The 16,012-nt window shown below is 69.8% G+C and carries 15 protein-coding genes; 4 read left to right on the forward strand and 11 right to left on the reverse strand.

What is annotated here, in order from left to right; translation table 11 throughout:
- Positions 1-28 precede the first annotated feature (28 nt).
- The 8 genes from UIS43_RS16270 to UIS43_RS16305 all read right to left on the reverse strand — a co-directional run bounded on the left by UIS43_RS16270 (position 29) and on the right by UIS43_RS16305 (position 9,379).
- A complete protein-coding gene (locus tag UIS43_RS16270) occupies positions 29-523 on the reverse strand; it encodes a Pycsar system effector family protein (protein ID WP_157983579.1) in 495 nt (164 codons plus the stop codon).
- A gap of 68 nt (positions 524-591) precedes the next feature.
- Positions 592-1,707 (reverse strand): hypothetical protein, encoded by a 1,116-nt coding sequence (locus tag UIS43_RS16275; RefSeq protein WP_370010632.1) that lies wholly within the window; start codon positions 1,705-1,707, stop codon positions 592-594.
- Positions 1,697-3,052 (reverse strand): hypothetical protein, encoded by a 1,356-nt coding sequence (locus UIS43_RS16280; protein ID WP_370010635.1) that lies wholly within the window; start codon positions 3,050-3,052, stop codon positions 1,697-1,699. Before UIS43_RS16280 ends, UIS43_RS16275 begins: the two co-directional genes overlap by 11 nt.
- A complete protein-coding gene (locus UIS43_RS16285) occupies positions 3,049-4,323 on the reverse strand; it encodes an OmpA family protein (RefSeq protein WP_370010638.1) in 1,275 nt (424 codons plus the stop codon). Before UIS43_RS16285 ends, UIS43_RS16280 begins: the two co-directional genes overlap by 4 nt.
- 57 nt (positions 4,324-4,380) lie before the next feature.
- Positions 4,381-5,418, reverse strand: a complete 1,038-nt coding sequence (locus UIS43_RS16290) for a hypothetical protein (protein ID WP_370010641.1) — start codon at positions 5,416-5,418, stop codon at positions 4,381-4,383.
- A gap of 31 nt (positions 5,419-5,449) precedes the next feature.
- Positions 5,450-7,825: a hypothetical protein gene (locus tag UIS43_RS16295; RefSeq protein WP_370010643.1), complete on the reverse strand. Its 2,376-nt coding sequence runs from the start codon at positions 7,823-7,825 to the stop codon at positions 5,450-5,452.
- A gap of 11 nt (positions 7,826-7,836) precedes the next feature.
- Positions 7,837-8,562 (reverse strand): hypothetical protein, encoded by a 726-nt coding sequence (locus UIS43_RS16300; RefSeq protein WP_117199483.1) that lies wholly within the window; start codon positions 8,560-8,562, stop codon positions 7,837-7,839.
- Between the two features lie 121 nt (positions 8,563-8,683).
- Positions 8,684-9,379: a Crp/Fnr family transcriptional regulator gene (locus UIS43_RS16305; RefSeq protein WP_198662552.1), complete on the reverse strand. Its 696-nt coding sequence runs from the start codon at positions 9,377-9,379 to the stop codon at positions 8,684-8,686.
- Between the two features lie 484 nt (positions 9,380-9,863).
- Here UIS43_RS16305 and UIS43_RS16310 point away from each other — a divergent pair, with 484 nt between their 5' ends.
- Together UIS43_RS16310 and UIS43_RS16315 are read left to right on the forward strand one after the other, a co-directional pair.
- Complete coding sequence (locus UIS43_RS16310; protein WP_071622992.1) at positions 9,864-10,091, forward strand: hypothetical protein; 228 nt, start codon at positions 9,864-9,866, stop codon at positions 10,089-10,091.
- Positions 10,092-10,144: 53 nt separating this feature from the next.
- Complete coding sequence (locus tag UIS43_RS16315) at positions 10,145-10,453, forward strand: hypothetical protein (protein WP_370010646.1); 309 nt, start codon at positions 10,145-10,147, stop codon at positions 10,451-10,453.
- 106 nt (positions 10,454-10,559) lie between these two features.
- Here the strand turns inward: UIS43_RS16315 and UIS43_RS16320 are convergent, their stop codons facing one another.
- The 3 genes from UIS43_RS16320 to UIS43_RS16330 form a co-directional block, all read right to left on the reverse strand.
- Positions 10,560-11,546, reverse strand: coding sequence for a hypothetical protein (locus UIS43_RS16320; protein WP_013155540.1), 987 nt, complete (start codon positions 11,544-11,546; stop codon positions 10,560-10,562).
- A gap of 146 nt (positions 11,547-11,692) precedes the next feature.
- Complete coding sequence (locus UIS43_RS16325) at positions 11,693-12,658, reverse strand: response regulator transcription factor (protein WP_370010649.1); 966 nt, start codon at positions 12,656-12,658, stop codon at positions 11,693-11,695.
- Between the two features lie 237 nt (positions 12,659-12,895).
- Positions 12,896-13,624 carry a PepSY domain-containing protein gene (locus UIS43_RS16330; RefSeq protein WP_370013258.1) on the reverse strand — a complete coding sequence of 243 codons (729 nt, stop codon included), beginning with the start codon at positions 13,622-13,624 and terminating at the stop codon, positions 12,896-12,898.
- A 172-nt stretch (positions 13,625-13,796) separates the two neighbouring features.
- Here UIS43_RS16330 and UIS43_RS16335 point away from each other — a divergent pair, with 172 nt between their 5' ends.
- Together UIS43_RS16335 and UIS43_RS16340 are read left to right on the forward strand one after the other, a co-directional pair.
- On the forward strand, positions 13,797-14,462 hold the full coding sequence (locus UIS43_RS16335; RefSeq protein WP_013155543.1) for a response regulator transcription factor: 666 nt from the start codon (positions 13,797-13,799) through the stop codon (positions 14,460-14,462).
- Positions 14,459-15,832 carry an ATP-binding protein gene (locus tag UIS43_RS16340; RefSeq protein ID WP_370010652.1) on the forward strand — a complete coding sequence of 458 codons (1,374 nt, stop codon included), beginning with the start codon at positions 14,459-14,461 and terminating at the stop codon, positions 15,830-15,832. Before UIS43_RS16335 ends, UIS43_RS16340 begins: the two co-directional genes overlap by 4 nt.
- Positions 15,833-16,012 lie beyond the last annotated feature (180 nt).

A 16,012-nucleotide genomic window follows, 5' to 3' on the forward strand; every position in this document is an offset into this window, starting at 1 on the left:
GACCTCAGCGCCTGATCGGCTCGCGAGGTTATAGCAACTGCACCAGCCCGGCCGCCAGATGTCCCATGACAGCAGTCGCCATGGACACGGTCCCAATCTGGATCAATCGGTACTTGCGGACGGTGATCGCTGACAATGTCTTCACCTGTGTGACCAACCGTTGGAGTTCCATGGTGCTCGACCAGCGCAGTGCCTGTTCGAGCCGGTTCTCCCGGTCAGCTCGCAACACGTCACCGTAAAACCGGATCAAGTCGGGGTGCGCCACGACCGTGTGGTCACTGGTCTTGGGAAAGACCGCCAGCGTGAACGCCGCCATGGCGCACACACCCGCCGCTGAGCCGATCCACCACAGGACCGCCCCGAAGGAGCTCAGCTCCGCCGGGGTCCACCGCCCGTCCAGCACTGCTCCCGACAGGACACCGGTGGCGATACCCACGGCAGCGAAGAGGATCGCCGCCTTCTGGTCGGCCCTGACGATCTCGGCGCGGGTATCGGACAGGAGAGCGGACGTGTAGCGGCGCACGTCATCCTCGGCCGCGTCCCTTCGCCAGGACCACCAACGCGCAGGGGCCGCGTGGACACCCGACATGGTCAGGCACCGCCTTGGACAGGGCCCGGGGCGGGAGCCATGGCGTCGAACCGCGTTCCCAGTACCGACGGGTGGTAGCGGGCCAGACACCGCACAGCGGTGGCGCTGTTACCCAAGAAGGCCAGGTTGGACACGTTGGCGGCGAGTTCCGAACCCTCCATCGTGGGTGATTCCGAGCCCAGGCGCCCCAGCGCCTCGACGAGGAGTTCCCCGTTATCGGACTTGGGGTCGGCGACACGGTGGCATTCGTGGAGGACACGCTCCCACGCCTGGGTGTGCGCCAAGAGCGCACGCCCTGCCCGCTCGCGCCGCACACGGACCCTGCGGCGGGCGGCCGCCGACCGCAGGGCACCGACGACGCCGTCCCACGGACGCGTGGCGGACGTCCTTCGACCGTTCGAGGAAGCCGATCGGTGGTGGCGTATCTGTGCCGGCAGGACGGTGAACACAGCGGCGGCGGTCAGAACCCCGGCGGTGACCTCCGGCAGAGGGCGGACCGGTGTCGCCCCCACGACCGCCACGACCCACATGACGGGCCAGGACACCACGATCACGCACACGAACAGGTAGACGAGGATCCCGGCCCTGCTGCGTGTGCGGCCCCCGGTACGGGCGTGGCCCCCACCGGATGCGACCAGGGAGGAGCCGGCCGTGAGCCATACGGTCGCCAACAAGAGGCCGGGAAGGTAGCCCAGCGGAGCCCAGGCAAGTTCGACGCCGAGTCCCGTGACCAGCAGATCAGCGCCCGACTGGGCGAGCAGCACCAACAGCAGCGTTGCGGAGACCGTCCACACGAGCGCGGACCGCACGCGTCGCGGTGGGGGCTGCGTGTCGTCTCCCGGCCGCGATGGGTCGTCCGCCACCGGCATGGGAGAGGGTCCCAGGTCCTGTGGCAGGAGCCACTTCTGGACAGGGGAGTCGTAGGGTCGGGCGACGTGCGCGAGGCTGGGGAGACGGTGGGCGTCGGCGAGACGGTCCAGCGCGGCACGGGTCTTCCAGTACGTGTCCGTCAGTTGGCGCGCGTCCTGGGCGATGCGGTAGCGGTGCCCGGCGAGCTCCCCGACAGGAGCAGTGCGGGCGGTGGGACCGGGGGTGACGGTCGCGGTGTCAGACGGCATCGGAGTGCTCCCTCGGGTCCGAAGCGGGTACGGGTAGATCGTCACGGAGCTGGGCCACCAACTCCTCGTATCTCTGTCGCAGCGGGGAAGGGTCGTGGAAGCGGATGAACCGCCAGGCCTCGTCGAGGACACCGATGTCGGGATCGGGCTGCCGGAGTCCGTCGAAGCGTTGGAACGCGTCGGCACCGGGAGGCCCGACAGGCGCCTTCTCACCGTCCTCCTCGGCCCGGGTCCGGGGCGCTGGGGCCTCGGGGCCGTGCATCCCGTGGCGATGGCGGGACACCAGGATGTAGGAGTCCCAGGCCCGGTCGGTCTCTTCCCGGGCCACCCCTTGGAGAGCGGCGCACTTGGAACGCATGTCGCTGTGGGCGGTGTCGAGCTCGGCGAGCGCGTCGAGGGCCTTGCGGCACTGCTCCTCGAAGACATGGATCTCGGCGTCGAGGCGGCGCCTGGCCTTCTTCATCTTCGCGGCGTACGGGTTGTGCACCAGCGACTCCAGGAGCACGGCGCCGAGCGCCAGTGTGACGATGAGGAGGATCACGTCGGGTTCCGCGAGGATGATCGGCATCCCCTCCTGGGAACCGGCCCGATAGGCGGCGAGCATGCCGAAGACGTTCGCCATCCACATGATCGCGATGACGCCGACGAGCGCCTTGAGCCAGCCGGGCCCGCGGTTGACGGCACGTCCCGCCGCCTGGCGCAGCCGCCAGTGCCATGGAGCCGGGTCCTCCCTGCCTGGCCCGGTGGCCGCGCGAGCGGGCGCGGAGCGGATGTCCCACACGGCTTCGGCGAGCAGGCGTCCGCATGCCCACAGGACGACGGCCAGGAGCATCCCGAGGCACAGACCGAGGGCGCCATGCCACTCCCCGGGCTCGACTCTCAACAGGTCGAGGGCGACCTCGTAGAGGAACCACGTCTCGATCGCGGCGATCATCAGCACCGCCACGACGGCGATGAGACGGTAGTACAAAGGTGGCGCCTGCCTGCTCTTGGCGGGGATTCCCGAGAAGTCGCGTTCGAGGTCGGCGATGTACTCGTTCGCCTCGACCAGACGACGCCGACGGTGGAAGGACGCCATCTCCTCCAGTGCCCCCTGGACACGTCGACGGGCGCTGATCACGCCCCCGCGCAGCCAGCGGACGTCGGCCTCCCGGTTGACCAGAGTCCGTGTGGCGTTCCTGGCCGCACGTAGGAGGACCGCGCCTTCGAGGTTGTTGACCTTCCGGGGGTCGGGTTCATGGGGAAAGTGGCCGTCGTCGTTCGGAGGGACGTTGTGCCCGTATCTGTCGGGGTGGAGGGGATCGAGGTTGTCGTCGGGGTTGTAGGGGAAATCGTCGTCGTTCATGTCCGGTCTCCGTCGTACTCCAGGACGACCCGCCGGTTCTCCCGCGCGCACACGGGGTCGAGGAGCCGCCCGTTGTCGTCGTAGTCGCCCGTGCAGGAGGGTTCACGGCTTCCGCGTCCGTGCGCGGTGACGTCCGTGAAACCGCGGGCGGTCAGCTCAGCCGCCACGGCCCGGGAGCGGCGTAGGGAGAGGTCATCGTTGTAGGAATCGCTGCCCTTGGAGTCGGTGTGTCCGATGACGGTGATGGGCGCCGTGCGATCCGGTCGACGCTCGGCGACCTCGTCGAGGACCGTCTCCGCGCTGTCCCGGAGTTCGGCCGAGTCGAAGTCGAACAGCATGGCCGCGGGGATCTCCTCCCGGTCGGGTTCACTCGGTTTCGGTTTTGGGAGCACCACCTCCGGATCCTCGACCGGGTCGCCGTCGGTGGGAACAGTGGTCTCCGTCGTAGCGGACTCACCGGGTGCGGTCGCGCATGGCCGTGACCCGTCGTGGATGTCGCACACGGTGTTCCAGAAGTCCTCGATGAGGGGGAGTTGACGGTTGTCGAGTTCGGCCGCGGGCGCGGGTTGAAGCACGACGTTCACCTCGATACCGCCCAGACCGTCCTCAGGGGTCTCTCCGGAGGCCACGCAGCCCTCGGACAGTTCCTCGTCGGTCAGCTCCAGGTCGAAGTAGCGGTTCATGTCCAGGCAGCCGACGTTGACGAGACCGTCGGTGAAGACGTGGAGCGATCGGGTCGCGCCGTCGCCGGTGGTGGCGAAGCGCCGCGCCCCGGTGGTAACCCCGGTGAGGACGTCGCTTCCCTCGGTGGCGGCGGGGCTCGGTGGGTTGGCGCCGAGGAACTCTTCCAGGCACTCACGGAACAGCTTCGCCTGGTTGGAACGGCCGTGCTCAGATCCCACCACTCGGGGCACGAGCAGGCGGTTGAGCTGGAACTTCGGTGTCTCCTGCGCGCCGCCGAAGTATCCGACGGACAGGAGTCGATCTCCGTTCGTACCGTAGAAGTCGTCGTGCTCGACGATCTCGGCCACGGAGGACGAGAAGTCGGGCATCTCGCCCGCGCCGTTGGCCATCGAGGCGCTGGTGTCGATCATGAAGACGAGTTCCGCGGTGACCTCGTCGGTGTTGCCCGAGTCCGGTAGGACCTCGCCGAGGCGGGAGTCGCAGTCGTTGTCGAGCGGCACGTCGGCGGGACCGCTCCAACAACCCGTCAGCATCAGGCTCAGGATGAGAGCCGCTGGGGCCAGCGGTGCTCGTGGGGGGCCAGTCATCGGAATCCTCCGTGGTGAGATGAGCGCCGCGCTCCCTGAAGGGGGTAGGGGCGCGGGTCAGGACCTGGTGTGGGACGGGGGTGGGTCGGGGACGCGGTTCTCCTCGGCCACGTGGTCGATCTGCTCCACTGGCACACCCAGGTGCAGGAGGACCTGCCGGAGCGCCCGGTCGTGACCGAACGCGAAATCGACGAGGTTGGCCTCGTTGTTGCGGCCGATGATGGCCTGCAGGTCCCGCACGAACCTTCGTCCCTCCGCCTGTCGCTGGTTGAGGGCCGTCTGGAGGACACGGGAGGCGTCCTTGCCGTTCGTCTGCGCCACTTTCAGCGCCTGTCCGGCCAGCCACGAGACACGTTCCTCACTGACGTCTCCCATCTGGCGCATGGTGTCGAGGAACAACTCCAGCCAGGCCTGTCGCATCTCCTGCAGGTGCCTCACCTGGAGCATGGCCAGAGCGTGGTCTCCGGCGGCCTTGGTCAGGCGCATGGAGACAGCCTGTTGCTGGGCACGCACCTCGGGACACACGTCCACCCAGGTGTGCACGGTGGCGTGGACGAGGTACTTGTCATTGGCCGAGACGTGCGCGGGGATCCCCGTCGTGGCCGGCGGTGTCGTTCGTTCATAGCGTCGTGACCGCAGCTGGTCGTTGAGGTTTTCCTCGAGTTCCGGTGCCTGGTGCGGCAGGTACCGTCGACTCAGGTTCCGGATCACACCGGAGATCTCCGCGCGGATCGTTCGATTGCGCCTCTCGACGTAGTCCTCCACGGACTCCTGCCAGGCACGGTGGACGTCGGGGTCGTCGTGCGTCAGATGGGCGTGCCAGCGCACACGGGCCTTGATCCGGAAGGTGAAGCCCTCCCCCTTGGCGGGAGGGTCGACGGAGAACAGGTTGTCCCGTGGAGCCATGACCGAGGTGGACATGGATCCTTCCTTGCGGATCCACTGGTGCACCTCGTCGCCGTCGACGAGGATCGCCCTCCGGTCGGTGATGCGGTCCAGGACGTGTCGGACGGGTGTCGAGGAGTCGTTCGAGGTCCGGCGACGGAACCGGGGGAAAGGCCACCACCACGAGCGACCACTGGTGTGGGGAGACATGGGAACTGCCTTTCTGCGTCGAGGGTTCGCCTCATGCCGGTGTCGGCGACGTCCGCCCTGCGCCGTTCCGGCGCTCGCGGATGATCGTGTAGAGGGAGAGCCGTTCCTTGAGCTTTCGGTCCGGATCCGACCTGATGCGTTCGAGGAGGGTGTCGATACACGCGCGGGCGGCGGGGTTCGCCGCGTCGTCCGGGTACCGGGCCTCCCAGTCGTCGAGGACGGTCCACGCCGGGCTCAGGTCATCGTTGCCTCGCAGCGCGTCGAGCCACAGGTCGTGAACGCCCTCGACGGTGTCCACCGCGGAGGCGGGTGTGACACCGTAGGTGTCGGGGTCTGCGACGACCGCCGCCAGCCACTCCACCAGTGCGAAGTCGCGCCCTCGGGAACCGTCCTGGCACCGGGTGGGCAGCTGGGCGATCTTCAGGAGCGTGCGCACCGCCACAGGGCGCAGGCACGGGCGGTGGTCGTCGCCGTGCCACGTCACGAGGTGATGCAGGGCCATGGCCCGTGCAAGGGGGGAGTCCCCGTCGAAGGCTTCCACGACCGCGCTCTCCACGAACTGGTCCAGGCGTCCGACCACCCCGGTCACCGGGCCGAACGTCCTCCTCGTCCCACTCCGACCGACCTCCGATGCCGCCATATCGATCGCCGGGAACGACTTCTCGGGGTACCGAACGGCGATGCTGGTTCCGTAGGCGGTGAGGGCGTAGAGCAGCTTCCAGGAGGAACCGCTGCTGCTCCACCGCTCGAGCAGGTCGAAGGCTCGGGCGACCTGGCTGCCCTCGACGACGAGCATCTCGATGATCCACGCCGCCATGAGCGGCAGGTGCGGGGCGAAGTCGTCGGCCGAGGACTCCTCGCATGTGGTGATCCAGTGTTTGAGGACCTGTTCCTCCACGATGGCGAAGTCGTGTGCGGCGATCCGGCCGATCGCCTGCGCCGCGTCGATGCGAACACGTGGGTCGGACGACGTCTCGCACAGGTGCACGAGCCACTTCAGGAAGGGCCCGCGGGAGAGCTCGTACTCGGTCCACGCGACGTCGAGGACGGCACTCCACAATCGCGGTTGCCGAAGCCGTAGCGTGCGCTCGGAGAGCCCATCATCCGGCTCGGAGGTCCGCTCGCCCAACCGCACATGCGGCAGGCGGTGGTCCAGTCGACGCTCGAAGATGCGACGGCGCTGCGCACGGCTGCCGAACTCGACATGGACGAGACGCTCGGCGAGATCCCCCGCCTCCGAGACGACCGTCGTCAGCGTGTGTCCGTCCAGGACGGCCGAGCTGATGACGTAGGCCTGGTCCACCGGTGCGTGCCGGTGATCCAGTCCCCGCAGCAGGTCGCGGGCACGCTGGAGGAGCATCTCATCGCGGTTCTTCTCGAGGAGATCCGCGAGACGTTTCAGCCAGTCCGGCTCTTCCCGATCGGATTGGTCCTTGACGAACCACGCCGTGCGGGCCGCCTCGCCCGGGGACTCGATCGAGTCGAGGCAGTCCTTGATCCTCGTCTGGGCGCGGACACGATCGAGGAGTGCACCGGCCGCGTCCTCTCCACCGACGTAGTGGGACAGGTGGCTGTGGAGTACCCGGAGGAGTTTCGGAGCGGTGTGTCGGACGAGGAGGGAACGCCATCTGGCCGGAACGTCCTCGTCGTCGATGATGACCACCAGGTGGGAGTGCTGTGTCTCGAGGAGGGACTTGACGCGTACCATCTCGTCGTCTTCCCAGGGCCACGCCCGACGGGCGGAGCGCACGAGGTAGTGGGAGGCGTCCGTGCCGGGGGCCGAGAGTTCCGACAGCAGCTTCTCGGGCGCGACCCGTATCACCGGGTTGCCGTGATCAACGGAACGGAGGGCGATGATCGCCGAGGTCGTGCGTCCGGTCTCGGGATCACCGTGGAGGACGGCCACCCGTTCGTTGTCGAAGGCACTGGTGAGCCGTTGGAGGGTGCCGCCGTCGACGTGGACGTCTTGGAGGAAGTCGATCTGCTCCTCGGGGACGGCCGTACCGTCCCCGCCCGTGTCCGACATCGTCGTGATGTTGAAGACCGTGTCGCCGTGGTGGTCGCCGCCGTAGGCGTTGCCCATGCCTCGGGCGTCGACGCGGACCCCACCGAGACGGAAACGCTTGTTGCGGTAGTCCCGGCGTTGGCGCTCCCGGTTCTGGGAACGGGGGTCGACGCTGGACTCCCATACGTTCTCGCTGGGCTCCGGGTCGGGCTCTTCGGACGAGAGGTCGTCGTCACCGTCGTGCGAAAAGGCGTCGGAGCCCTCGGGGGGAAGGGCGTCCGACTCATCGGCACGGGGACCTGCGGTCAGGGGAGTGTTCTGCCCGCTCTCGGGTGCGGTCGTGGTCGGGGACACCGGGAGCGCGATCGCCGCGTCTTCGGGAGATGAGGGGAGTTCTGACATGTCGCGCTCTTCTAGCCGTGGGTGGTGAACGTGGTGTCACCGTGGTGGTCGCCGCCGTAGGCATTGCCGGTACCGCTGTGATGGACGACGGACCGTTGCGGGGAAGGAGCTGTGTGGTCGGTCGTGTCGTCAGGCGCGCGGTGCCCTGCACGAGTCGTGGAATCGTCGCTGACGTGGACCCACGCCGTGGTCTGGAAGTCCTTGTTGGCGAGCTGGTGCCTGTTGAATGTGAACCGGTACAGGTCCTCCTGCCCGTGTACGACGACATCGCTGTAGATCGAGTCGGAGACGGCGACGACGAACGGCGCACCGGGATGGGAGGTCAAAGCCGCGCGCAGGGCGTCGGAGTCGCGCATCCTGCACACGGCGTTGACGGCGTTTCCGATGAAGCCGAATTCGCCGACGGCGATGTTCCCCTGGTCGATCGCGATGCGAAGGCGCAGCCGGTACTCCTTGTTACGGCTCTTGTTGTAGTGGTGGAGGGCGGTGGACAGACCGCGAATGAAGTTCGAGATGGCCGTGGCCTCGATCGTGCCCGGAGGGAGGACGGCAACTTCTCCGTCACCTTGGGGCTGACGGTCCCAGTCGACCCGGTCGAGGTCGCCGTGTTCGTCCACGTGGTCGAGGACCTCTCGCAAGCCTCTCTGGACCTCCTTCATGCCGTCGAAGGAACGGCTGCTGTAGCCTTCGGCGTCGACAGCGATGGTCAGGCGGCGCTGTGGCACGTTCACGTCCATGTATGTCCTTTCTCGTCCGGACAGCGGTCATCGCACGCGGGGCCGGCAGGCGCCGCGTGATGCCATGTTCGGGAGAACCGGAGGGAAAGACCTCGTATTAGTAGGAGATCTTGCGGTTCGATCAGAAATCGGGGGGAAGCTCAGCGAGTTTCAGCAGAGCGTCACGGTCGAGCACCGTGAAAGTGCGGTAGCCGGTCAGGATGACCTTCCGGAAGCGCAGGTCCGTGAGGGCCTTGGAGACGGCCGCCTCGGAAGCACCGGTGATGGAGGCTAGTTCCGGCTGCGAGATGCGGAGGGCGACCGCGACGCCCTCCGGTGTACTGACCCCGTGATCCCGTACGAGGCGGAGAATGACCCGCGCCAGCCGGGCCTGGACGTCGTGGCTGCCGTAGTCGACGATCTTGTCGGTCGCTGAGCGCAGCTTCGCCGAGATCGACGCGCTGATGGACCGGGATGCTGCCGGATGGGCGTCCAAGAAGGCGTGGAACTCCGCTGCGGTCACCAACCGTGTGGTGGCGGGACCCGCCGTCTGTGCCGTGGCCATCCGCGGACTGCCGTCCATCCCGGCGAGTTCACCGACCAGGTCACCGCCCGAGCGCACGGCCAGGAGGACCTCGCGGCCGGAGTAGGACGTCGTCGTGATCTTCACGTAGCCGTGGAGGATCACGAAGACGTGTGTGGAGTGTTCGCCGTGGTTCAGGAGCACATCTCCGGGCGCGTGGTCGGTGCGCCTACCGAGTCGAAGGAGAGCATCACGATCGGGGGAGCTGAGCAGCGACAGCGCGGAGTTGGACGGCCACGGCTCTCCCTGGCGCATACGTCTCCTCAGAGTGAGTGCCTGTCTGATCGGGGATCGCTGCCATCCGTTCATGGGGTGTGAGCGCGAAATCCCAGCACCGACTTTTGTACTACACCCTATGACCCGATAAAGGACCAACCAGAGAACTCGTCGAGGTGATTAGAAATGATGCAGGTGGGAGCGTTGGAGGTAAGACCGATGTCACCGGAGGGGAAGCGAATTAGGACGGGGGGACATGTTTTTTGATGAGCCCATGACCCCACGACCCTGGTTCTTCGGGCATGGACGCCGCCTAAGCGGATTGTAACCTTTCACCGTTTTATCCCAAAGGTGTGGTATCTGCGTCGAAGCGATACGGGGCGGACGCACACGCCGTGGTCGGCGACCTGTTCGGCCGCCTCCCGTGGCAGCGGTTGCGCGAGGCGTTCGTCCCGGGTGGACTTAACGGTAGGCGTCGGCATCAAGCCGCCTCCACAACCACGGAGCGGGAGACCCCCACCCCATGCAGCCCGAGCGACCGCCGCTGCGGCCCCTGGTAGGGCTGATCGTCGTATTCGCGTCGCACGTCGTCCTCGTGGTGACGCCACCGGCCTTCGGCGGCAGGCCGTACGGGATGACCGTCGCGTGGGCGATCATCGTGGTGTTCGCGGTCATCGTGTACCGGAAGCTGTGGGCCCAGTACCGCACCTGCCGGGAGGATCCTCCGACCGAGGAGGAACCCGGGCCGTAGGCCCCTGCCCCGCGGCGGGTACGATGCCCTCCCGATCGTAGGAGGCGACGCGTATGGCACTGGTCCGCAGGGGTTCCCGCCGCATCACCGTGGACGGCACCGGCTACCGGTGGCGCGTACGGCGTCGGCCGACCTACGCCCAGGGCCTCTGCGAGTCACCCATGACCTTCGCCGTGGAACTGGCGGAGGAGCCGGGGCAGACCCTCGTGGTCGCCACCCGGCACCCGCACCCGGGATCCTGGCTGTCGGTCGACCCTCCCGTTCCCGTGACCCCGGGCGTCGTCTCCACCGCCATCCGAAACGCTCTCGCCCAGGGGTGGTCCCCGGCCTCCCCCGGGTCGGCCCACCACACGAAGCTCTAGAGCGCGAACACCGCGCCCGGCGCGGGCCCCGTTCAAGGACGGCCCCCGGTGTGCGAAGCGGCTTCGCGCGGCAGGAGACGTCTCCGTGTTCTGTGCGCACCCACCCTCAGGCCGGTGACGCGGACCCGGACGGCGACGCGGCCGTGACGGCCGAACGCCTCCACGCGAGCGCCACCAGCCCAGCGGCCACACCCACGCACACGACCTGCCCCACCAGGCCGAAGACGCTGTACCCGTGCACCCCGAACTGGATCATGAACCCCGCCCAGCAGTAGGTCGCCACGGCGCCCGCGACGGCGGCCAGGGTGTGGCGGACCGTCCAGCCCGCGCGGCCCGAGCTGACGAGGAGCACCGCGCCCGCGGTGAGCGCCAGGGCGAACATCACCGCGAGTGTGACCGCGGCCGGGACCACCCCGTTCTCCTGGACGAGGATGAAGCCGCTGCCGCACACCAGCGCCACGGCCGCCAGGGCGAGGGGGTGGGGCACGCGGCCGTCCCGGGCCCGACCGGGTCGCAGGAGCAGTCCGCACACCACGCAGGCCGCCACCAGGGCCAGCACCACGGCGACCTGCGCGGGAGAGGCGAAGAACCGGTAGGTGTAGTAGTTGCCGAGCCCGAGCAGCGTGCCGCCCAGGAGGTAGACCACGACCACGGCCACGGTGCCCGGCACCCGCAGCCAGGGCTCGCGGGCACGGGCGGGGAAGAGGAGTTCGACCAGCACGATCGGCACCAGGATGCTCCACACGCTGTGGATGCCGACGACGTAGGACGACCACACCGGGCTGGTGCCCAACTCGGGCGTCCAGCCGTACTCCAGCAGCCCCAGTCCGAGGTACTCACGGTTGAAGAGGGTCCCCAGCACGATGCCCTCCTCGATGAGGCCGTAGCCGACGGCCAGGGCGAACATGGTGGGGTAGCCGCGCCCCAGCCGGCGGGTCACCTCGCGGATGAGCAGGGCGCCCCCGCCGTACAACAGGACGAGCGGAAGCAGCATGAAGGCCCATGTGGAGGGCTCGGGCGTGATGTTTCCCAGGAGGTACTCGCCGACGAACGGGGAGAGCACCAGCAGGACCAGTGGCGGGATGAGGCGCATGACGGCCTTTCACGTCGGTGAACAGGGCGGATGTCACCGAAGTTAGGGACCCGGAGCGGGCGCTTCCAGGGCCGCGGGGCCGATCGCGACGAACGGACCGCCCCACGGGGCCGTGTCACGACGAAAGTCGCACCGGGCCCGGCGCCTCAGCCGAACCACCGGGCGGCCATCAGGGCGAGCTGGGTGCGGTTGCCGCAGTCGAAACGGCGCATCATCCGGGACACGTGCCCCTTGACGGTGGCCTCGCTCAGGTAGAGCTCGCGGGCGATCCGCGCGTTGGAGGCGCCCGTGGTCAGCAGGCGCGCGATCTCGCCCTCGCGCTCCGACAGGGTCGGCCTCTCCACCCTGTCGGGTTCGGGGGCCTCCTGTTCCCCCTCCGCTCCGGCGTCCGCCACGTCGATGCGCACGGTCAGCCTCGGCCCGGAGGCGGCGCCGGGCACGTTGAGCCCCTGTAGTGCGACCGTGCGCAGGTCGCGTGCCTGGGCCGCGGCGGTCGCGTCGCGCGCGGCCGTCAACATGCTCTCCGCCCGCAGCGCCACCAGGAGAAGCGCCTGCCGGGCGTCCCCCGTGTCGGCCCCGGTCGAGATCGGCGGGACGACGGGGCGCGACAGCCTGTCCCGGCGTGCCTCGTTGAGCCGCTGCACGGTGGCCACCAGGGCACCGCCCAGGACCGGAACCGACGAGGCGAGCAGGCTCGGCACCAGGGGGGCTCCGCCCTGCGCGGTGACGACCGCCGACACGGCCGCGGCCGCCGACGACAGCGCCACACCGGACACCAGCTCGGTCATGCTCCGGGCCCGGCGCACGAGGTTGAGGGTGCCGAAGGCGAGCGCCAGGACGGTCCAGGGAACCGCGCCCAGCCGCAGCAGTTCGCGCAGGGCGGGTTCGAGGGCGATGCCCAGGGTCACGACCGCGACCACGCCGGTCACCACCGCGGAACGGCCGGTGAGCCGCCAGCCCAGCGCGGTGGCGCCCAGTTGCACGAGGGTCGAGGCCAGGACGACGGCGGCGGCGTGGGGCGCGATCAGCAGACCCGCCGCGCCGCCGAGCAGGGCGGCGGCGGCCAGCACGAGGGCGGGCAGGCCGGTTTCCCATCGACTCGGGTCGGTCACGGGACCGATCCTAGGGCGGGTCCGCCGCCGATCGCGGGTCCGTTCCCGTTCCCGTATCCGTCCCGCCGTGCGCAGCCCCGTAGGAGCCAAGCCGCCGATCACGGGTCCGTCCCCGTCCCTCCCCACCGCGCGACGCCCCGCGAGCGCGAAAGGGTCGGCGCCTCGGACGCGGCCTGCCCCGACCGCGCCCGAGGCGCCGACCCCCGACGGTCCCGCACGGGACGCGCCCCGCGGCCGTCAGTCCTCGGCGCGCACGTCCACGGCCTCGCCCGCGGCGTCGAGGATGACGTCGTACTCCTGACCGTCGGCGCCGCGCACCTCGGCCTCCCAGCCGTCCCAGCCGTCCTCGTCCTGGCGCTCGACGTCCACGGTGGTCGCGCCCTCGCCGACCGCGGCGGCGGCGTTGGCGGAGACCGTCTCGCGGTCGGCCGCGGCCTGCTCACCGGTGTTCTGCCAGGGGGCGGGGCCCCCGTCGGTGTCGCGGAAGGCCGTGCCGTTGACGGTGAACACGTCGGCGTCGTCGCGGTCCTCGCCCTCGTCGTCATCGTCGTCCTCGTAGCGCACGCCCAGGGTGACCTCGGTGCCCTCCAGGCCGCGCAGCTCGTCCAGGAGCGGCTCGACGGTGCCGTTGCCGTCGAAGTCCTCCAGCTCGGGGTTGGTCAGCAGCCACTCCTCCGGACCGAAGTCGACCTCGACCCCGGACACGGACCAGTCGTCGACGTCGTCCCCGGCGCGCAGCTCGCCCACGAGCTGCTCCAGCCCGTCGACCGTCCGGGTCGAGGGCTCGCTCTGCTGCGACTGCCCGTTCCCGCCCGTCTCGGAGTCGGCCCCGGCGGTGACGCCGGTGAGCGCGATCGGGGCCACCTGCTGCTCGGGGTCGCCGGCGACCAGGTAGCCGACCGTGCCCACGGCCAGCAGCCCGGCGGCCGCGGCGGAGGAGAGGATGATGATGGTCTTGGTCTGCATCGCGGATCCCTTGCTCACATGCTCGAAGGTCTGTGTACCACCCAGCATGCGGCGGCGCGATGATGGCGGCATGAGGTCCACATGAGGGTCTTCTTCATGTTGCGCTCAGGGACGGTTCAGCGGCCTCCGCCAGGGTGGGAGGCGACACGGGGAAACGGGGAGGGGCACGGCCTTGGCGATTCTGGTGGTGGAGGACGAGGAGGGGATCGTCTCCTTCGTGCGGCGCGGGCTGGAGACGGCCGGTTACCAGGTGCTCACCGCAGCCGACGGGATCGACGGGCTGACGATGGCCCTGTCGTCGGACGTCGATCTCGTCGTCTTGGACCTGGGGCTGCCGGGGATCCCGGGTGAGGAGGTGCTGCGGCGGCTGCGCGCGCGCCGCCCCTCGGTGCCGGTGATCGTGCTCACCGCCAAGGACGCCGTGAGCGACCGGGTCGCCAACCTCGACGCCGGGGCCGACGACTACATGGTCAAGCCGTTCAGCGTGAGCGAGCTGCTGGCCCGCGTGCGGGCCCGGCTGCGCGGCGGCGGCCAGGAACGCGGCGACGTGCTGGCCGCGGGCGGTGTGGTGCTCGACCTCGGGGCGCGCACCGCCTCGGTGGAGGGTCGCACCGTCAACCTGTCGGCACGTGAGTTCGCGCTGCTGGAGGTGCTCATCCGCCATCCGACGCAGGTCTTCTCCCGGCCCCAGCTGCTGGACCGGGTCTGGGGCTACGACTTCGACGGCGCCTCCAACGTGGTGGAGGTCTACGTCAGCCAGCTGCGCCGCAAGCTCGGCAGCGAGCGCATCCAGACGGTCCGCGGCGCCGGGTACCGGCTCGGGGACGGCGCACGGTGAGCCTCACCGGCCGGGTGGTCCTGCGGTCGCTGCTGGTCATGGCCCTGGTCATCGGCGGTGTCGCCCTGCTCACCTACGAACTGGTGCGCGTGTCGGGCCTGGCCGACATCGACCACCTGCTGCGCGAGGAGTCGGCGCTGGTCGGCGACGCCCTCGACGGGCGGCTGCCCGCCGCCGCCGGACTCGACGGCGTGGTCTCGGGCCCGGAGGCCGAGCGCGCCGCTCGCCAGGCGCTCGCCGTACGCCCCAGCGGAGCCCGCCACGTGACGCTGGTGACCGTCAACGACGTGCGGTTGCAGAGCACCGGGGGCCCCTCGCGCGTCGCGGGCCTCATGCGCGGCGGCGACGCCCCCGGGCCCGAACCCGGGACCCTGCGCACGCTCGACACCGACGCGGGCCCGCTCCGGGTGCTCGACACCCGGGTCGTGGACGACGCCGGTGACACCCTGGCCGTGGTCACCGTCGCCGCCCCGCTCGACTCCACCCGGGACGCGGCGGCCACCGTCCTGCTGGGGGCCGGTCTCGCCGGGGTGATCGGCGTGGTCGGCGGAGGAGTCGTGCTGTGGCTGGTCGTGCGGCGCACCCTGGGTCCCGTGCGGGAGGTCTCCGACGCCGCCAAGGCCATCTCGCCGGCCGACCTCGCCACCCGCGTCCCGGTGCCCGCCACCCGCGACGAGATCGCCGAACTGGCCACCGAGATCAACCAGATGCTGACCCGCATCGAGCAGGCCGACAGCAACCGGCGCCGGTACCTGGCCGCGATCTCCCACGAGGTGCGCACCCCTCTCTCCGTCGCCGAGGGGCACCTGGAACTGCTGGGCACCGCGGAGGCGGCGGTCGTGCGCGCCGAACTCGGCCGCCTGCGCCGTGTGCTGGAGGACCTCATGGCGGTGGCCCGCGGCGGCGACGAGATCGACGTCCGCGTCGAGGCCGTGTTCCTGCCCGACCTGTTCCACGACGTGCGGGCCCGGCTCGACGCCCTGCCGCACGCCGACGCCGTCACCCTGGAGGAGCCGCCGCCGGACGTCCTGCTCGGCGACCAGTCACGCCTGGAGCAGTGCCTGGCCAACCTCACCGCCAACGCCGTCGACCACAACCCGCCCGGCACCCGCGCCACCGTGACCGCCCGCGGAGGCGAGGACACGATCACCCTCACCGTGACCGACGACGGCCCGGGGATCAGCGCCGAGGTGCTCCCCCACGTGTTCGAACCGTTCGTCACCACGCGCACCACCGGATCGGGGCGCACCTCGGGGCTCGGCCTGTCGGTCGTGCGCTCCCTGGTCGAGGCCCAGGGCGGTGAGGTGGGCATCGACAGCGGCCCCTCCGGCACCGTCGTCAGGATCACCCTCCCGCGTGCCACGCCCTGACCGGTCTCGCGCGGGGCCGGGACCACGCGTCCGGCGACCCGGGGCGCATTCGCTGTTCACACGGGTCCTCCGGGGGAATTCCCCTTCGCCGCGAACCCTTCACCACGAAGGGCGGAAACGGGGAATCCCCCGGAAACGAAGAACGCTTTCCGGAGCGGACGCCCCCTCCGCTCCGGCGCG

The sequence above is a fragment of the Nocardiopsis sp. LDBS0036 genome, assembly GCF_041228755.1.
Taxonomy (GTDB): domain Bacteria; phylum Actinomycetota; class Actinomycetes; order Streptosporangiales; family Streptosporangiaceae; genus Nocardiopsis; species Nocardiopsis dassonvillei.

What these genes read in the sequence shown, in the direction of transcription:
- UIS43_RS16280 (WP_370010635.1), bottom strand. Translation starts at nt 3,052, where the DNA reads ATGAACGACGACGATTTCCCCTACAACCCCGACGACAACCTCGATCCC.
- UIS43_RS16295 (WP_370010643.1), bottom strand. Translation starts at nt 7,825, where the DNA reads ATGTCAGAACTCCCCTCATCTCCCGAAGACGCGGCGATCGCGCTCCCG.
- UIS43_RS16275 (WP_370010632.1), bottom strand. Translation starts at nt 1,707, where the DNA reads ATGCCGTCTGACACCGCGACCGTCACCCCCGGTCCCACCGCCCGCACT.
- UIS43_RS16310 (WP_071622992.1), top strand. Translation starts at nt 9,864, where the DNA reads ATGCAGCCCGAGCGACCGCCGCTGCGGCCCCTGGTAGGGCTGATCGTC.
- UIS43_RS16290 (WP_370010641.1), bottom strand. Translation starts at nt 5,418, where the DNA reads ATGTCTCCCCACACCAGTGGTCGCTCGTGGTGGTGGCCTTTCCCCCGG.
- UIS43_RS16320 (WP_013155540.1), bottom strand. Translation starts at nt 11,546, where the DNA reads ATGCGCCTCATCCCGCCACTGGTCCTGCTGGTGCTCTCCCCGTTCGTC.
- UIS43_RS16285 (WP_370010638.1), bottom strand. Translation starts at nt 4,323, where the DNA reads ATGACTGGCCCCCCACGAGCACCGCTGGCCCCAGCGGCTCTCATCCTG.
- UIS43_RS16300 (WP_117199483.1), bottom strand. Translation starts at nt 8,562, where the DNA reads ATGGACGTGAACGTGCCACAGCGCCGCCTGACCATCGCTGTCGACGCC.
- UIS43_RS16315 (WP_370010646.1), top strand. Translation starts at nt 10,145, where the DNA reads ATGGCACTGGTCCGCAGGGGTTCCCGCCGCATCACCGTGGACGGCACC.
- UIS43_RS16330 (WP_370013258.1), bottom strand. Translation starts at nt 13,624, where the DNA reads ATGCAGACCAAGACCATCATCATCCTCTCCTCCGCCGCGGCCGCCGGG.
- UIS43_RS16305 (WP_198662552.1), bottom strand. Translation starts at nt 9,379, where the DNA reads ATGCGCCAGGGAGAGCCGTGGCCGTCCAACTCCGCGCTGTCGCTGCTC.